Origin of the sequence: Caulobacter segnis ATCC 21756, assembly GCF_000092285.1 — a bacterium.
GTDB lineage: Bacteria > Pseudomonadota > Alphaproteobacteria > Caulobacterales > Caulobacteraceae > Caulobacter > Caulobacter segnis.
Window position 1 is genome coordinate 3,047,290 of sequence record NC_014100.1, and the last position, 15,624, is coordinate 3,062,913.

A 15,624-nucleotide genomic window follows, 5' to 3' on the forward strand; every position below is an offset into this window, starting at 1 on the left:
GGACATGGCCAAACTTCGCCCGCCCAAGACCTTCAAGCCCAAGCCCGCCGCCGGCCTGCCGGATCGCGAGACGCTGCTGGCGTTCCTGCGCGACGCGGGCGAGACGGGGAAAGCCGACATCGCCCGGCACTTCGGCCTCAAGGGCGCCGACCGCCGGGCCCTGCGCGAGATGATCCGCGAGCTCGAGGCCCAAGGCGCGCTAGCCAAGCGCGGCCGCAAGGGCTTTGCGGAAGCCGGCTCCCTGCCCCCGGTCGGGGTGGCCGACGTGGTCGAGCGCGACGGCGACGGCGAGCTCTACGTCAAGCTGACCAAGTCCGACGATGACGTCCCCAATGTCCGTCTCGCGCCGACCAAGGGCGAGGCCGCCGCCGGCGCGCCGGGCCTGGGCGACCGCCTGCTGGTCCGCTTCGAACGGCTGGAGAGCGGCGAGTTCGAGGCCAAGCTGATCAAGAAGCTGGGCCAGAGCGCCCACAAGATCCTGGGCGTGATCCGCAAGCACCGCCGCGAGGTCCGCGTCGAGCCGGTCGACCGCAAGTCCAAGGAAAGCCTGGTCCTCGATCCCAGCGTCGCCCACGAGTACAAGGACGGCGACCTCGTCGTCGCCCAGGTCGGCACGCACGGCGGCCGTTATGGTCCCAAGCCCGGCAAGGTGCTGGAGGTGGTCGGCACCGAGAACGATCCCCGCGCCGCGTCGCTAATCGCCATCCACAGCCACGGCATCCCGACCGGCTTCTCCGAAGAGGCCGAACGCGAGGCCAAGGCCGCCGTCGAACCGACGCTGTCGGGGCGCGATGACCTGCGCGACCTGCCGTTCGTGACGATCGACCCGGTGGACGCCCGCGACCACGACGACGCCGTCTACGCCCACCCCGACCCGGACGCGACCAACGTGGGCGGCTGGATCGTCTGGGTCGCCATCGCCGACGTCGCGGCCTATGTGCGCCCCGGCTCGGCTCTGGACCGCGACGCCCGCGAGAAGGGCAACAGCGTCTACTTCCCCGACCGCGTCGAGCCGATGCTGCCCGAGACCCTATCCAACGGCCTGTGCTCGCTGCGCGAGGGCGAGAACCGCGCCACCCTGGCCGTGCGGATGGTGTTCGACAAGTCGGGCCGCAAGAAGGGCCACAAGTTCGTGCGCGGCCTGATGCGCTCGGCCGCCAAGCTCTCGTACGAGCAGGCCCAGGCCGCCATCGACGGCCAGCCCGACGACAAGACCGGCCCGCTGCTGGACCCGATCCTGAAGCCCCTGTGGGCCGCCTATCACACGATGAAGATCGGCCGCGAGGCCCGCTCGCCGCTGGCCATCGAGAGCGACGAGCGTCGGATCATCATCCGCGAGGGCGAGATCGCCTCGATCACCAAGCGCGCCTCCCTCGAAGCCCATAAGCTGATCGAGGAGATGATGGTGCAGGCCAATGTCTGCGCCGCCGAGAGCCTGGAGGCCAAGCGCTCGCCCCTGATCTACCGGGTGCACGATACGCCGAGCCTGGAGAAGGTGCAGAACCTGGCCGACTTCCTGCAGACCCTGGAGATCCGCTGGAGCAAGGGCGAGGCGCCGCAGACCTCGCGGTTCAACAAGCTGCTGGAAGAGACCCGCGAGAGCCCCAACGCGGCGATCATCAACGAGGTGGTCCTGCGCACCCAGATGCAGGCCCACTACAGCGCCGACAACATCGGCCACTTCGGTCTGAACCTGGCCAAGTACGCCCACTTCACCAGCCCGATCCGCCGCTACGCCGACCTGATCGTGCACCGAGGCCTGATCCGCGCCCTGGGCCTGGGAACCGACGGCCTGACCGACCAGGACATCGCCCAGATCAAGGACACGGCCGAGGTCATCACCCACGCCGAGCGCCGGGCCATGGCCGCCGAGCGCGACGCCACCGACCGCTACATCGCCGCCTTCCTGGCCGATCGCGTGGGCGCGACCTTCGAGGGTCGGATCACCGGCGTCACCCGCTTTGGCCTGTTCATCAAGCTGGCCGACACGGGCGCCGACGGCCTCGTGCCCGTCTCCAGCCTGGGCGCGGAGTTCTTCATCCACGACGACAAGATGCACGCCCTGGTCGGCGAGCGGACCGGCAAGCGCTGGCCGCTGGGCATGGGCGTCGAGGTCAAGCTGGTCGAGGCGACGCCCGTCACCGGCGGCCTGCTGTTCGAGATGCTCAGCGACCCGCTGCCGCCCGATCCGAAGGCGCCGCGTCCGAGGCTGGGGGCTCGGCGACAGGCGGCGGTCAAGCCGCGCGGCGGGTTGCCGAAGGGTGTCCGACGCGGCAAGCGGCGGTAGGGCGGCGGATAGATGCTCCCCCGCGATGCGGGGGAGCTGTCGCGGAGCGACTGAGGGGGCTAACGCGGCATCGGAGGCGCTCGCCCCCTCCGGCCCTCTGGGCCACCTCCCCCGCGAAGCGGGGGAGGAACTAGTTCTCCAGGATCGCCGCCTCTAGCCGATCGGCCATCATCCTCTGATCCGCCGCCGACGGATGCGAGTGGCACGCCGTGCGCTCCATGCCGGTGATCCGCACCGCCGTCGCGCCCGCGCGGGCGGCGACCTCAGCGACATCGTCGACGAAGGTGTCGCCCTGGATCAGGAAAAAGCTCGCGCCCGGGCGACTGGCCTTCAAGCCCTCGACGAAGGCCACGTAGCTGTCGCGATAGTCCTTGCGCAGCGCCGCCTCGTCCGCCCAGGTCTCGCCCGCGTGCAGCGAGGTCGAGAAGTCGTTGGTGCCGAGGCCGATCACCACGATCTCCGGCTTCCAGGGATCATTCGCGGCGATGCGCGGCTCGCCCTGCCCCGGGATCAGGCGCGGGAACAGCGCCGGCAGCGGCTCGCCGGGCGCCAGGCCGTTGTAGTTGCGCACGACGCCGCGCCCCGAGAAGGCTTCGATGCGGTAGTCGGCGTCGAGCCGGGCGGCCAGGGCCGGAGCGAACGACAGACTGGTGTCCGTCAGGTCGTGGACCTGTTGCTCGGTGCAATCGCGGGTCGTCGAGCGGACGCCGTAGGCGACGGTGTAGGAGTCGCCGATGAACTCGATGCGGCGCGGCCGCGCGGGCGCCGGCAGCGCCCTGCCCTCGCGTCCCACGAAGAAGCCCTCGAACCGCGCCGAGCCGGTCTGGCTCTCGGTCAGCTTGTCTAGCCGCACGACGTGCTCGCCAGGACCGAGACGGTCGAGCTTCAGCCGCGTTTCGCCGGACTTGATGAGCTCGGCCTTGCGTACGCCGTCGACGCTGACCGCCAGGTGCTCGACGCCCGTATCGACCGCCACCTCGACGGAGGGGCCGCTGAACCGCCCCTCGAAATAGACGCCGGGCCACCCGAAGTCATAAGCGCCGCTGGGCGCTGGCGCGACGCGGCCGCCGATGTTCAGCGGCAGCGGGGTCTGGACGATGGCGGCGGCGAGCAGCAGGGAGAGCATGACCTCTGCTTCCCACGAAAGCCCCCTCCGCGCTACGCGCTCCTCCCCCAGAGGGGGAAGAAGGTGTTCCTTCCGCCCGCCTTTGGGGGCGGACGACTTGCGAAGCAAGTCAGGTGGGGGCTGCGCGGCGGTTCAAAGCTGGCTATGCAGACCTCATGCGCGCCGAGATCGAACCCTTCCACGCCATCGCCATCAGCCGCCTGGCCCATGAGCTGAAGATGCAGGGCCGCTCCATCATCCACATGGAGTTCGGCCAGCCCTCGACGGGCGCGCCGAGCAAGGCGATCGCCAAGGCGCACGAGATCCTCGACGCCGAAGCCATGGGCTATTGGGAAAGCCCGCTGCTGCGCGAGCGGATCGCCCAGCGCTACCAGGACCTCTACGGCGTCACGGTCGAACCCGAGCGGATCGTCCTGACCTGCGGGGCTTCGCCGGCCCTCGTCCTGGCGCTATCCAGCGTGTTCCAGCCCGGCGACCGCATCGCCATCGCCCGCCCCGGCTATGTCGCCTACCGCAACACCATCAAGGCGCTGCACCTCGAGCCCGTCGAGATCGCCTGCGGCCCGGAAGACCGCTTCCAGCTGACCGCCCAGCATCTCGCCGAGCTAAACCCCGCTCCCGCCGGCGTCATCGTCGCCAGCCCCGCCAATCCGACCGGCACGATCATCGCGCCCGAGGAACTGGAAGCGATCGCCAAGGTCTGCCGCGAGCGCGGCATCCGGATCATCAGCGACGAGATCTATCACGGCCTCAGCTACACGGGCCGCACGCCCTCGATGCTGGAGTTCGCGCCCGACGCCCTGATCGTCAACAGCTTCAGCAAGTACTTCAGCATGGCCGGCTGGCGGCTGGGCTGGCTGCTGACGCCCAAGGGCGAGGACCTGGATCGGGCCCGCGCCTATGTCGGCAACCTGTTCCTGACCGCGCCCTCCCTGGCCCAGCACGCGGGCCTGGCGGCCATGGACTGCCTGGACGAGCTGGAAGGCCACATCGACGTCTATCGCCGCAATCGCGAACTGATGCTGGAGGCTCTGCCGGCGCTGGGCCTGCGCAAGATCGCCCCGCCCGACGGCGCCTTCTACATCTGGGCCGACATCGGCCACCTGACCAACGACTCGCTGAGCTTCTGCAAGGACCTTCTGCGCGACACGGGGGTCTGCACCGCGCCCGGCGTCGACTTCGACCCGGTCGAGGGCCACCACTTCATCCGCTTCAGCTTCGCGGTCTCGACGCCGGAGGTCGAGGAGGCTATCCGCCGGATGGCTCCGTGGTTTTCCGCTCGAGCCGCCAGTCCAGCCCCATAGCCAGGAAGGTGAACGAGCCGGACCAGCCGATGAGGATCAGGCCGGCCAAAGGTTCGAGGCTGGCGATCAGACGCAGCGCGCCGACCGGATAGACATCGCCGACGCCTTGAGTGGTGAAGGTCTCGATCGAAAAGAAGAACAGCTGGCTCGCGGTCATGGCCGGAACGCCCACGAACGCGCCCAGGTCCAGGACGCGTTCACCGACCCAATAACCGCCGGCGAACAATCCAGCTTCCAGGACGTGAGCGACGATCAGGCCGAAGATCACGAGGAGAATCTTCAGCCCGCGCGATAGCCGGGTGGAGGCTTGACCGACGGACAGCAGTCGCAACGCCTGGTAGTGGATCATGACCGCGGCGAAGATCAGCGCCAAGGACAGCACGAAGGCGTAGAATTCGACCATGGTCATTCTCTCGTAAGCCACAAGGTCGGGAGACGCTCCGACCGCCAGTCAGGATGTGGTCTAGGCGGGGACGCCCAAGCGCCGCCAGCCTACTTCTTCTCCAGATAATCCAGCGCCATGAACGCCTCGGCCTTTACGCCCGTCTCAAACACCGCCTCATCGACGTCGAAATAGGGCGAGTGGTTGGCGGGCGCCGTGGCCGCCGGGACGTCGGCCTTGCGGCCGCCCAGCTGGACGAACACCGCCGGAACCTTCTCGGCGTAGAGCGAGAAGTCCTCGGCCCCGGTCACCAGGGGCGCGTTGTCGTCGACCTTGGCCGAGGCCTTCAGCAGGCTGGTCTTCACCCACTTCGACAGCTCGGGATTGTTGTAGGTGACCGGATAGGGCTGGCTGAACACCGCTTCGGCCTTGGCGCCGTAGCGGTCGCCGATGGCGGCCACGGCCTTCTGGACCTTGGCGATCAGGTCGGCCTTCCGCTCCGGCGAGAAGGTCCGCATCGTCCCCTCCATCTTCAGGTCTTCGGGAATGATGTTCTGGCGCAGGCCCATGTTGATGGTCGCGACGGTGACGACCGAGGGCTGGACGCCGACATCGACCTGGCGCGCGGCGATCTGGTTGATGGCCTGGATGATGTCGGCCGCGACGCTGGCCATGTCGACGCCCGCCCAGGGACGCGCGCCGTGCGTCTGGCGGCCCTTCACCGTGATCGTCAGGCGATCGGCGCCCGCGTAGAAGCCTTCCGGTCGATAGTTCAGCTGGTGGGCGTCGCCGGGGCCGATATGGACGCCGAACATCGCGTCGACCTTGGGATTGTCCAGAGCCCCGTCCTGGATCATCAGCTTGGCGCCGCCTTCTTCGCCGGCCTGGGGCCCTTCTTCGGCGGGCTGGAAGACGAAGACCACCGTGCCCTTGATGTCCTTCTTCATGCCGGCCAGCACCGTGGCGGTCCCCAGCAGCATGGCGACGTGGGTGTCGTGGCCGCAGGCGTGCATGACCGGGACCGTCTTGCCTTCCCAGGTCGCGGTCGCCTTGGAGGCGAACGGCAGGCCCGTCTTTTCGGCGACCGGCAGGGCGTCCATGTCGGCGCGCAGGGCCACGACCTTTCCAGGCTTGCCGCCGCGCAGGATCCCGACCACGCCGGTCTTGCCGACGTTCTCGCGGACCTCCAGGCCAAGCGCCTTCAGCTCCTTGGCGATCAGGGCCGCGGTCCGGACCTCCTGGTTGCCAAGCTCGGGATGCTCGTGGATGTCGCGTCGCCAGGCCACGACCTTGGGCTGGACCGCCTTGGCCGCCGCCGCCACCTGGGCCGCCGTAGGCGCGGCCATCGCCGGCGCGCCAAGAGCCAAGCCGGCGGCCAGCGCCAGGATGGAAATCCGTCCAATCATCGTAGAGCCCCTCTGAATTGAGGCGCGAGCTTGGGACGGGTCGCGGCGGAGGGTCAAGCTGGACACCTTCAACACATCTAAAACTCCGCCTTCCTCGCCCTTGTGGCGAGGACCCATGCATCAACTGGTTGGGCTTGAACGGAGTGCTTGGCTCGTATCGGCGCACACCAGCCAGCGCTTAGGCGACTGAACGCTGGGTCCTAGGCACAAGGCCTAGGAAGGCGAATTAAACGATAAGGTTGTGATTGACCCAACGTCCGCCTTTCCCACCGAGGCAAACCGTCTAACCTTCACCCATGAGCCTGCCGCCGATCGACGCGAAGTTCGACACGATCAACGACGGCGCCGTGCGCGAGACCGGCGCGGCGCTGAAGCCAAAGCACGCGGCCACGCTGATCATCGTGCGCACCGACGGCCCTCAGCCGCGCCTGCTGATGGGCCGTCGAAATCACGGCCACGCCTTCATGCCGGACAAGTGGGTGTTCCCAGGCGGCCGAGTCGATCGGACCGACTACGACGCGCCGAGCGCCAGCGAGCTTTCGCCCGACGTCGCCGTCCGCCTCGAGCAGGACCCGCGCCACCCCAAGCCGGCGCGCCTGGCCCGGGCGCTGGCCCTGGCGGCGGTCCGAGAGACCTTCGAGGAGACGGGCCTGCTGCTGGCGACGGATGCGCCCGAACGCCCGGGCGCGGGCCCCTGGCGGCCGTTCCTGGCCCAAGGCGCCCTACCCGACCTGGCGCCGCTGAGCTTCGTGGCCCGGGCCATCACCCCGCCCTATCGTCCCCGCCGCTTCGACGCCCGCTTCTTCATGGCGCCGGCCGAGGCGCTGCTGTCGCTGGATCGTCGCCCCGATTGCGGCGAGTTGGACGAGATCGCCTGGGTGGATTTCAAGGAAACCATGGCGCTGGATCTGCCCAACATCACGCGGTTCGTGGTCCACGAGGTGGGGCAGAGACTGGCCGAGGCTGGACGGCCCGCGCCGTTCATGCGCTTCCTGAACGGCAAACGGCGCCTGACCCATCTTTAGGGCCCTTAGCGAAGGAGCATCGCATGATCGCTTTGGGTCTCGCCCTGGCCCTGGCCACGACGCCGCCCGTCCCGGCCGCCGAGATCGACCGGCTGGGCTTCATCGCTGGCTGCTGGACGCTGACGCGCCCGAACGGCGCGAAGATCGAGGAGCAATGGCTCGCCCCGGCCGGCGGCGCCATGATCGGCATGAGCCGCAGCGTGCGCGAGGGCAAACTGCGCGAGTACGAGTTCATGCGCATCCTGCCCGCCGCCGACGGCAAGCTGCAATTCGTGGCGCTTCCCTCCGGCCAGGCCGAAGGCGCCTTCCCGGTGAAAGAGATCGGCGACAACACCGTCACCTTCGAGAACCCGCAGCACGATTTTCCACAGCGGATCCTGTATCGCCTCGTCGACAAGGACACCTTGGTGGCGCGGATCGAGGGCTCGGTCGACGGAAAGGCCCGATCGGCCGACTTTCCTTACAAGCGTTGCGCGGCCGGCAATTGACTTTGAGTCCCCGATGAGTATGTTCCGCGCCTCTTATTTCCAGCGCGCGGGAACCTGCGCGACCACCGCAGGGATTCGACCATGGCCAAACCGGCTTCCATCAAGATCCGCCTGAACTCGACGGCGGACACCGGCTTCTTCTACGTGACCAAGAAGAACGCCCGCACCAAGACCGAGAAGATGGTGCTGAAGAAGTACGATCCGGTCGTCCGCAAGCACGTCGAATTCCGCGAAGGCAAGATCAAGTAAGATCGCCCTTCAGCGCTGAGACACGAAAACGCCCGGCTATCGCTAGCCGGGCGTTTTTTATGGTCGCTTGTCGCGGGAGCAGAGGGCCCCTCAGCCCGTCCACACCCAGCGTAGGAGCGTGAAGCTGCCCCAGAGCAGCGTCAGGGCCAGCAACACCGGCCCGACGCAAACCGCGACGAACGCGCCGATCATGGCCACGCTCGACAGCCCGGTGTTCGGTTGGTCGAAGGTCGCCCCACCGACCAAGAAGAGCACCGAGCAGATCGCCAAGCCGAGAAACAACCAGCGCCCGGTCGGCGTACGCTTTCTGAAACTGATCTTCGATTTCGCCATCCCCGCCTCTCCCTTAGGATGTATCTGCGAAGATGCGCGACGAAGGTGTGCGAAAAGCTAAGAAAGCGCACTAATCTATGCTTAGCATTTACCGCCGTACGCCAACGGGCGACAGACGCCGTCGAGGTCGGCCGGCGGCTTGACCCCCGTGACCGCCGCCAGGGTGGGCGCGATATCCACGGTGTCCAGCGGCAGCACGCGCTCGTGCGGGGCCGCGCCCTTCCACCAGAACAGGATCGGCACGCGGCGATCATAGTCCCAGGGGCTGCCGTGGGTCGAGACGTAGGTGGCGCCCGCCGTGGCCGGAACGCGATCTGGCCTGAAGGCGATCAAGATGTCGCCCACCCGCCCCGGATAGGCGCTGCGCCGCACCCGCTCGGCCACCGAAAGCTCCTCGGGCGAGGCGTCCGCCGGCGCCGCCTCCATGGTGAAGATGGCATTGGAGTCAAAGGCTTGCGCCACCACCGGGTCGCGGTTGATCAAGGTCAGGGCCGCGGCCGTGATCCGCGCGCGGTCGGCCGGCGACGGCGTCTTGCGGTCCGGCCCGACGACATAGATCTGGTCGATGCCGCCGTCGGCGACCAACGGATCCCAGGCCAAACCGAGGTCTGACCGCAGCTGAGCGTTCAGCTTGGCGATCCACGGCTTGCCGATCACGCGCTCGACGCCGTAGCCCTCATCGTGCAGGCGCTCGGCGAAGTCCGCGCCGCCGTGGTCGGCCGCCAGAACGACCAGGACGCCGCCTTTCACCTTGTCCAGGCTCTTCAGGAAGACGCCCAGCCGCGCGTCGAGACGCGCGACTTGGTCGCACATTTCCGGACCGCGCGTGCCGTAGCGATGGCCGATGAAATCGGTCGCCGACAGGCTGATCGTCAAGAGATCGACCTGCGGACCGTCGCCCAGGCCATAGGTCTCACGCAGACGTTGAGCCAACTCCAGGGTCACCTGGTCGGTGTAGGGGCTGGCGTAGAGGTCGCGCTGCTTGTCCGCGTCGCTGGTCCCCGCCGGGATCGGCAGGGCCGCGCGCCAGTGGCGGCCGCCCGTGTCGTACTCGGCCTCGAGGGTCCTGCAGCGCTTGGCCGAGGCCTTGGCGTAGTCCCAGGCGAAAGGATGGGCCTTCAGGTCCGCCGAAAGCTTGGCGTTGAAGGCCGCGACGGGCTTGAGGCGCTCCTGCGCCGTCTGCCCCGGCGCGACCCAGGTCGTGAAGCCAAAGCCGGGCTGGTACCAGAACTGGCCGTCGGCCTTGTGGCCCGACATGGTGATCGCGCCGCGATCCTTGCCCGACACGCCGAACACGCGACTGCCCGGCGACACCGCCTTCAGCCAGTCGCCATAGGTGGTGGCGACCATGTTGGCGGGCGAGACCGCCCTGCCCTTGGGATCATCGGCCAGGGTCACGGTCGGATCGGCCAGGCAGTAGACCGTCTTGCCCGTGGCGCGGTCGTACCAGTCGTTGGCGCTGATGCCGGTCTTGTTGGGATGCTTGCCCGTCAGCAGCGTCGAGTGGCCGGGGCAGGTCTCGGTGAAGGCGTGCGACTGGTAGCCGTTGGGATAGACGACCCCCTGGCTCAGCGTCGCCAAGCCGCCGACGAACTCCGGCCGGTGCTGGGCGTAGAGATTGGCGCTGAACTGGTCGACCGAGATCACGACCACCAGCTTGGGGTCAGGCTTGGTCTCGGCGGCCAGAGCGGATTGGGCGGCGAAACCGGTCGCCAGGACGGCGGCGAGCGCGCCGCAGGTAAGCATCGTCTTCATTCGAGCGATTTCGCCCGAATGATTGGTCCGTGCAAGGACGGAAGGATTTCAGGGCTGAAATGTCGCCGATCGCCCTTGGAACCGTCAAGCGCCGCCAAAGATGAAGTCGGTCTTGTAGTAGCCCAAGGACGGATCGAGGATATTGATCGCGAAAGGCGCGGAGCCATCCGAGACATCCGTCAGCCAGGCGTCGTTCGACCGCGCCATCACGCCTACATCCGCTTTGACGGCCTCGGCCAGCAGCCAGCCCACCATCGCCGCCTTGGTTCCCAGCCCGCCAGAACCGTCCCCGCCATAACTCGCGAAATAGGCTTCGCGCCCGTCGATCAAGGCGTGGGTCTTGGCGTCATTGGGCGCGGCGCCGAAGATCGCCTTGTAGGCCTCTCGTGTGGCCTCGAAGAGAGACAAGGCGCCGTACTTGGCTTCGAACTGCGCTCGCCCCTCGCCGACGCCGCCCAGGTTGACCGCGAAGTTGATGAACCGATTTTCCAGGTTGAACGCCTGATAGTAGGCGCTGTTGAGATTGTTGCCGTTGGGCCCCTCCGGCGACACGAGGTAGTCCATGCCGGCATCACCCGGGATTTTGCCCGTGAAGAACAGGTAGCTGAGGGTCGCCACGGAGGTCGTCTGACCAGCGCTCGTCATAAGCGTCGCCACCGCCGACGCCAGCGTCCGTGAGCCATCGGCCACCTTGGCGTCAAGGTCGGCCACAAGATCGGACTGACCTCCGCGCAACAATGCGCCCGCCGCGATGGCCAAGGGCGAGGTGCTGGCGAGGCTGACGGTCTTGTCGCTGAACTTCAGCGTCTCAACGCCATGCAGGGTGTCGATCCCCTCCGGCGCGCCGGTGCGAAGATCTCGGACAGTCCAGCTTCCTTTGGCGTCCTTCGACCAGGCGTAGTTCTCCGAAGCGCCGGCATAGATCGCCGTATCGGCGCCGAGGCCGCCTTCTATGACATCGTCGCCAGCAAAACCTTGGATCTCATCGTTTCCGGCCCCGCCATGGATCACGTCGCCCTTGGGGCTTCCAAGCAGCTTGTCGGACAGGATCGTCGCCGTTCCCATATCTCTCAGGATCGCGACATCCAGGGCGCTGACCAGGTAGCGAACGTCGGTCCGGAAGGCCAAGCCGTTCATCAGATCGGTGTTCAGCGGGGTGCTTGTGTTGCCGACATGAAAGACGTTGCCCGCCGTCAGGGGCACGGCGCCGCCATAGAGCGCCACGGCCTGCTCACCCACGAAATAGGGCAGTCCGTTCTCAACCTGGATCAGACGGTCGAAACGCGTGCCGTATGACCCGAGCGCGTAAGTCGCCCAGTCAGAGAAGCCATTGAAGCCAAGGGCGTGGCCGAGCTCATGGGCGAGCACCTCGACCAGGCTGTTCATGCCCGGCGGTTTGGTCGATCCATCCAGCGGGTCAATCCAGTACCATTTGGTCAGGAAGTCACCATCGAGGAAGATCTCGATGTCCGCGGATCCGCCATTGGGATCCTGACCTGTTCGGAGCTCAAAGACCGTGCCCGCGGCGGCCGTGACCTTGCCGTCCGTCGTGACCTCCGGGCTGGTGGCCAGCGCCCTGCCTCCGCCTCGATTCGCGTAGTTGGTGACGATGTGGAAGTCGACTTCCAGCGTTGCGTTGGAGGGGGCCAGGTATGAAGACCAAAGTCCCCACGCCGCCTGCATGTCCTTGACCATGAGATCGACCTTGGCGGCGAAGGCGCCTGTCGGGTCGGTGAAGGTGACGTTGAGCGGCATGGTTGTCCCCCGAAGCGCCAGCTCTACGCTAGCGCTTACAGAAACGTGAGGCTCAACCTTTAATTGCCCATGAACTCTCGCCGCGGTTTGGCGAGCAATCGCCGGCTACGTGTCGTGGTCAGGCCGCCTTGCCGACCACGGTATTTCGGCCGGAAGCCTTGGCTTCATAGACGCCCTCGTCGGCGCGTTTGAGCAAGGCCTCGGGCGTGTCCTCGGGGCCGCCCGTGGCCGAGACACCGACCGAGACCGTCACGGTCAGCATTTCATCGCCATTGGCGACCTTGAACGGCGAAGCCGAGACGTGCTTGCGGATCCGCTCGGCGATGCGCAGGGCGTCGGCCATGCGCGTCTCGGGCATGATCACCGTGAACTCCTCGCCGCCGTAGCGGCAAGGCAGGTCGATGGCCCGCACGTTGGAGGCCAGGCGCAGGGCGAACTCGCGCAGCACCTCGTCGCCGATGTCGTGGCCGAAGGTGTCGTTGATCTTCTTGAAGTGGTCGATGTCGATCAGCAGGGCCGAGACCTCGTCCCCGCCCATCGCCGCGCGGCGCACCAGAGTCTCCAGCTGGCCGACCATGTAGCGGCGATTGTGCAGGCCGGTCAGCTGGTCGGTGACGGCCAGCTCCAGCGAGTGGTCGAGATTGTTGCGCAGGTAGTCGGTGTAGCGCTTGCGCTGGATCTGGGTCTTGGCGCGCGCGGACAGTTCTTGAGGATCCACCGGACGCGTCAGGATGTCGTTCACCCCGATCTCCAGCGCCTTGACCATGCGGGCGCGGTCGTCGGGATCGACCAGGGCCAGCACCGGAAGGTGACGCGTGCGCTCGTCCGAGCGCAGAGCGGCGGTGAAGCGCAGGCCGTCGAAGCCCTTGGCCGCGGCGTTGACGATGACGAGGTCGACCGGGCCGCTGGCGCTGACCCGGGCCGTCTCGGGATCGGTCTCGACCACCGGGCGGTGATCGGCGGCCAGTTCGCCGGCCAGGCGCTCGGCCTGGCGTTCGTTGTCGTCGACCACCAGCACCCGGCCACCGAGGCCGTCCAAGCGCGCGGCGGCGCCGGCGATCACGCCGATGCGGCGGCCCGAGGCCTCGCGCTGGCGCAGTTCGTCGATCACGAGCTTGAAGCGCGTCAGGCTGCGCACCCGGGCGAACAGCATGACGTCGTCGATGGGCTTCGTCAGAAAGTCGGAGGCGCCGGCCTCCAGGCCCTGGATCCGGTCGGCCCGGCCGTCCAGGGCGGTGATCATCACCACCGGAATGTGCCGCGTGGCGGGATCTTCCTTGAGCTTGCGGCAGACGGTGAAGCCGTCGATGCCGGGCATCATCACGTCCAGCAGAATGATGTCGGGCGGATCGCGTTGCGCCATGTTGATGGCCGTCTGGCCGTCCATGGCGGTGGAAACTTCATAGTATTCAGCCGCCAGCTTGGCTTCCAGCAGGCGGACATTGGCCTCGATGTCATCGACGACGAGGATCCGGGCGCTCATGCAGGCTGCCTTTCCAGCAGGCGCTTGATCGTTTCGAGGAAGTGGACGACCGAGATCGGCTTGGAGATATAGGCCTCGCAGCCGCCTTCGCGGATGCGCTCCTCGTCGCCCTTCATGGCGAAGGCGGTCACGGCCACCACCGGAATGTGGGCCAGTTCCTCGTCTTCCTTCAGCCACTTGGTGACTTCCAGGCCCGAGATTTCCGGCAGCTGGATGTCCATCAAGATCAGGTCTGGCTTGTTGTCGCGGGCGATGGACAGCGCCGACAGACCCTCGCGGGTCTGCAGGGTCTCGTAACCCTGGGCCTCGAGCAGATCATGAAAGAGCTTCATGTTCAGCTCGTTATCCTCCACGATGAGGACCTTCTTCGTCATCCTTACCCCGACCGTACGGTCATGTGGCGACGCCTGCGGATTCGCGCCACCTTCCAGAAGTTGTTCGCACAAATATCCTTAAGCGCCCGCTAATCGCTTTTAGACCGACCGCCAAGAGCCCATGAAACCGCGCCTTACCGATCTTCAGGCCTGCCCCATCAGTCCCGCAGCGCCGCTGGTCATCGTCGATGTCGACGAGGTGCTGGCCCAGTTCATGCTCGGCTTCGGAGCCTTCATCTCGCGATACGGCTTCGAGCTGCGGGTGGATCGGTTCGCCCTGTTCCAAAATATCTATCGCCCCGGAGAGACCGAACACCTCGATCTGATCGCGGGCAAGGCCCTGTTCGACGATTTCTTCCGCGATGGCGCCGAGGACCTGCCGCCGGCGACCGGCGCCGCCGACGCCCTGGCCGACCTTTCGACGCGAGCCGAGGTGGTGATCCTGACCAATGCGCCCGAGCACGGCCGCCTCGCCCGCGCTCAATGGCTGAAGACCCACGGCTTCGACTACCCCCTGATCATCAACACCGGCCCCAAGGGCCCCGCCGCCGCCGAGCTGGCCGCGCGCACCTCCGGTCGCGCGGTCTTCATCGACGACCTTTTACCGCAGCTGGAATCGGTGGCGGAAAGGGCGCCCAAGGTTGGACGCTTCCAGATGGTCAGCGATGAGCGCTTACGCCCCCTCGCCCCATCCGCGCCCGACCGCCATGTCCGTATCGACGAATGGCCGCTGCTGAAGACGGCCATCGAGGAGCGTCTGTTCGCATGATCCGTTTTGGCATCGATTTCGGCGGCACCAAGATCGAAGCCGCCGCCATCGACGAGTCCGGGGCCTTTGTCGCGCGGGTGCGCAAGCCCAATCCCGGCGAGTATAAAGCAGCGCTCGAGGTCGTCGCCGAGCTGGTCGCCGACGCCGAGGCGATGGCCGGCGCGTCCTGCGCGCGGCTGGGGCTGGGGATCCCCGGCTCGATCTCGCCTCGCAGCGGCCTGATCCGCAACGCCAACAGCGTCTATCTGAACGGCCAGCGCTTCGGCGAGGACCTGGAGCAGCGCCTGGCTCGCCCCGTCCGTCTGACCAACGACGCCAACTGCCTAGCTCTGTCCGAGGCTGCGGACGGCGCGGGCGCGGGCGAGGGCGTGGTCTTCGCCGCCATCCTGGGCACCGGCTGCGGCGGCGGCGTTGTCGTCGACGGCAAGATCATCGACGGCCGCAACGGCTTCGCCGGCGAATGGGGCCATTCGCCCCTGCCCTGGCCCAAGCCCGAGGAATATCCCGGCCCCGACTGCTGGTGCGGCCGCAAGGGTTGCCTGGAGACCTGGATCGCGGGCCCCAGCTTCGCCCGCGACGCCGGCTTCCCGAACGGCCAGGCCACGATGGAGGCGATCGCCGCCGGCGACGCGTCCGCCGCCGCGGCGCTGGATCGCTATGTCGACCGGCTGGGCCGGGCCCTGGCCGTGGTCTGCGACCTGATCGATCCCGACGTCATCGTCCTGGGCGGCGGCATGTCGAATGTCGACGTGCTCTATGATCGCCTGCAAGGTGCCATCGCCCCGAACGTCTTCTCCGACGTGTTCGAAACGCCGGTCCGCAAGGCCATCCACGGCGACAGCTCCGGCGTGCGCGGCGCGGCCTGGCTGTGGCCGCAGGAGGCCTAAA

Annotated in this window: 15 protein-coding genes; 7 read left to right on the plus strand and 8 right to left on the minus strand. The window is 67.3% G+C overall.

All coding sequences use genetic code 11. The features are described 5' to 3' along the window. Window positions 1–4 precede the first annotated feature (4 nt). Entirely contained in the window at window positions 5–2,287 is a 2,283-nt protein-coding gene (gene rnr / locus CSEG_RS13955; protein ID WP_013079885.1) for a ribonuclease R, read from the plus strand. A gap of 130 nt (window positions 2,288–2,417) precedes the next feature. On the opposite strand, the gene CSEG_RS13960 is transcribed toward rnr, so the two are convergent. Continuing rightward, window positions 2,418–3,413: an SGNH/GDSL hydrolase family protein gene (locus CSEG_RS13960; RefSeq protein ID WP_013079886.1), complete on the minus strand. Its 996-nt coding sequence runs from the start codon at window positions 3,411–3,413 to the stop codon at window positions 2,418–2,420. 155 nt (window positions 3,414–3,568) lie between these two features. Here CSEG_RS13960 and CSEG_RS13965 point away from each other — a divergent pair, with 155 nt between their 5' ends. Continuing rightward, a complete protein-coding gene (locus tag CSEG_RS13965) occupies window positions 3,569–4,717 on the plus strand; it encodes a pyridoxal phosphate-dependent aminotransferase (protein WP_013079887.1) in 1,149 nt (382 codons plus the stop codon). On the opposite strand, the gene CSEG_RS13970 is transcribed toward CSEG_RS13965, so the two are convergent. After that, window positions 4,662–5,126: an ion channel gene (locus CSEG_RS13970; protein WP_227878837.1), complete on the minus strand. Its 465-nt coding sequence runs from the start codon at window positions 5,124–5,126 to the stop codon at window positions 4,662–4,664. The genes CSEG_RS13965 and CSEG_RS13970 overlap by 56 nt on opposite strands. 83 nt (window positions 5,127–5,209) lie before the next feature. After that, the gene (locus tag CSEG_RS13975; protein ID WP_013079889.1) at window positions 5,210–6,505 is read right to left on the minus strand and encodes an amidohydrolase; all 1,296 of its coding nucleotides are present in this window, start codon (window positions 6,503–6,505) and stop codon (window positions 5,210–5,212) included. Between the two features lie 296 nt (window positions 6,506–6,801). Here CSEG_RS13975 and CSEG_RS13980 point away from each other — a divergent pair, with 296 nt between their 5' ends. The 3 genes from CSEG_RS13980 (at window position 6,802) to rpmG (ending at window position 8,267) form a co-directional block, all read left to right on the plus strand. Then, window positions 6,802–7,530 carry an NUDIX hydrolase gene (locus tag CSEG_RS13980; protein WP_013079890.1) on the plus strand — a complete coding sequence of 243 codons (729 nt, stop codon included), beginning with the start codon at window positions 6,802–6,804 and terminating at the stop codon, window positions 7,528–7,530. 23 nt (window positions 7,531–7,553) lie between these two features. Beyond that, window positions 7,554–8,018, plus strand: a complete 465-nt coding sequence (locus CSEG_RS13985) for a DUF6265 family protein (RefSeq protein ID WP_013079891.1) — start codon at window positions 7,554–7,556, stop codon at window positions 8,016–8,018. Between the two features lie 81 nt (window positions 8,019–8,099). Further along, on the plus strand, window positions 8,100–8,267 hold the full coding sequence (gene rpmG, locus CSEG_RS13990; RefSeq protein WP_004620056.1) for a 50S ribosomal protein L33: 168 nt from the start codon (window positions 8,100–8,102) through the stop codon (window positions 8,265–8,267). A 90-nt stretch (window positions 8,268–8,357) separates the two neighbouring features. On the opposite strand, the gene CSEG_RS13995 is transcribed toward rpmG, so the two are convergent. From CSEG_RS13995 to divK, 5 genes are all read right to left on the minus strand, one after another. After that, complete coding sequence (locus tag CSEG_RS13995) at window positions 8,358–8,600, minus strand: hypothetical protein (protein ID WP_013079892.1); 243 nt, start codon at window positions 8,598–8,600, stop codon at window positions 8,358–8,360. A gap of 81 nt (window positions 8,601–8,681) precedes the next feature. Further along, window positions 8,682–10,346, minus strand: a complete 1,665-nt coding sequence (gene phoY, locus CSEG_RS14000; RefSeq protein WP_193852725.1) for an alkaline phosphatase PhoY — start codon at window positions 10,344–10,346, stop codon at window positions 8,682–8,684. A 93-nt stretch (window positions 10,347–10,439) separates the two neighbouring features. Then, complete coding sequence (locus tag CSEG_RS22885) at window positions 10,440–12,110, minus strand: hypothetical protein (RefSeq protein WP_013079894.1); 1,671 nt, start codon at window positions 12,108–12,110, stop codon at window positions 10,440–10,442. Window positions 12,111–12,228: 118 nt separating this feature from the next. Continuing rightward, complete coding sequence (locus tag CSEG_RS14010; protein WP_013079895.1) at window positions 12,229–13,593, minus strand: PleD family two-component system response regulator; 1,365 nt, start codon at window positions 13,591–13,593, stop codon at window positions 12,229–12,231. Then, window positions 13,590–13,967, minus strand: a complete 378-nt coding sequence (divK, locus tag CSEG_RS14015) for a cell-cycle response regulator DivK (RefSeq protein WP_013079896.1) — start codon at window positions 13,965–13,967, stop codon at window positions 13,590–13,592. The genes CSEG_RS14010 and divK overlap by 4 nt, the downstream gene beginning before the upstream one ends. 121 nt (window positions 13,968–14,088) lie before the next feature. On the opposite strand from divK, the gene CSEG_RS14020 reads away from it, so the two are divergent. Beyond that, the gene (locus CSEG_RS14020; protein ID WP_013079897.1) at window positions 14,089–14,736 is read left to right on the plus strand and encodes an HAD family hydrolase; all 648 of its coding nucleotides are present in this window, start codon (window positions 14,089–14,091) and stop codon (window positions 14,734–14,736) included. Beyond that, window positions 14,733–15,623, plus strand: a complete 891-nt coding sequence (locus CSEG_RS14025) for an ROK family protein (RefSeq protein WP_013079898.1) — start codon at window positions 14,733–14,735, stop codon at window positions 15,621–15,623. Before CSEG_RS14020 ends, CSEG_RS14025 begins: the two co-directional genes overlap by 4 nt. Window position 15,624 lies beyond the last annotated feature (1 nt).

Coding starts and splice junctions, on each gene's coding strand:
- rnr (WP_013079885.1), top strand. CDS start 5: ATGGCCAAACTTCGCCCGCCCAAGACCTTCAAGCCCAAGCCCGCCGCC.
- CSEG_RS13960 (WP_013079886.1), bottom strand. CDS start 3,413: ATGCTCTCCCTGCTGCTCGCCGCCGCCATCGTCCAGACCCCGCTGCCG.
- CSEG_RS13965 (WP_013079887.1), top strand. CDS start 3,569: ATGCGCGCCGAGATCGAACCCTTCCACGCCATCGCCATCAGCCGCCTG.
- CSEG_RS13970 (WP_227878837.1), bottom strand. CDS start 5,126: ATGACCATGGTCGAATTCTACGCCTTCGTGCTGTCCTTGGCGCTGATC.
- CSEG_RS13975 (WP_013079889.1), bottom strand. CDS start 6,505: ATGATTGGACGGATTTCCATCCTGGCGCTGGCCGCCGGCTTGGCTCTT.
- CSEG_RS13980 (WP_013079890.1), top strand. CDS start 6,802: ATGAGCCTGCCGCCGATCGACGCGAAGTTCGACACGATCAACGACGGC.
- CSEG_RS13985 (WP_013079891.1), top strand. CDS start 7,554: ATGATCGCTTTGGGTCTCGCCCTGGCCCTGGCCACGACGCCGCCCGTC.
- rpmG (WP_004620056.1), top strand. CDS start 8,100: ATGGCCAAACCGGCTTCCATCAAGATCCGCCTGAACTCGACGGCGGAC.
- CSEG_RS13995 (WP_013079892.1), bottom strand. CDS start 8,600: ATGGCGAAATCGAAGATCAGTTTCAGAAAGCGTACGCCGACCGGGCGC.
- phoY (WP_193852725.1), bottom strand. CDS start 10,346: ATGCTTACCTGCGGCGCGCTCGCCGCCGTCCTGGCGACCGGTTTCGCC.
- CSEG_RS22885 (WP_013079894.1), bottom strand. CDS start 12,110: ATGCCGCTCAACGTCACCTTCACCGACCCGACAGGCGCCTTCGCCGCC.
- CSEG_RS14010 (WP_013079895.1), bottom strand. CDS start 13,593: ATGAGCGCCCGGATCCTCGTCGTCGATGACATCGAGGCCAATGTCCGC.
- divK (WP_013079896.1), bottom strand. CDS start 13,967: ATGACGAAGAAGGTCCTCATCGTGGAGGATAACGAGCTGAACATGAAG.
- CSEG_RS14020 (WP_013079897.1), top strand. CDS start 14,089: ATGAAACCGCGCCTTACCGATCTTCAGGCCTGCCCCATCAGTCCCGCA.
- CSEG_RS14025 (WP_013079898.1), top strand. CDS start 14,733: ATGATCCGTTTTGGCATCGATTTCGGCGGCACCAAGATCGAAGCCGCC.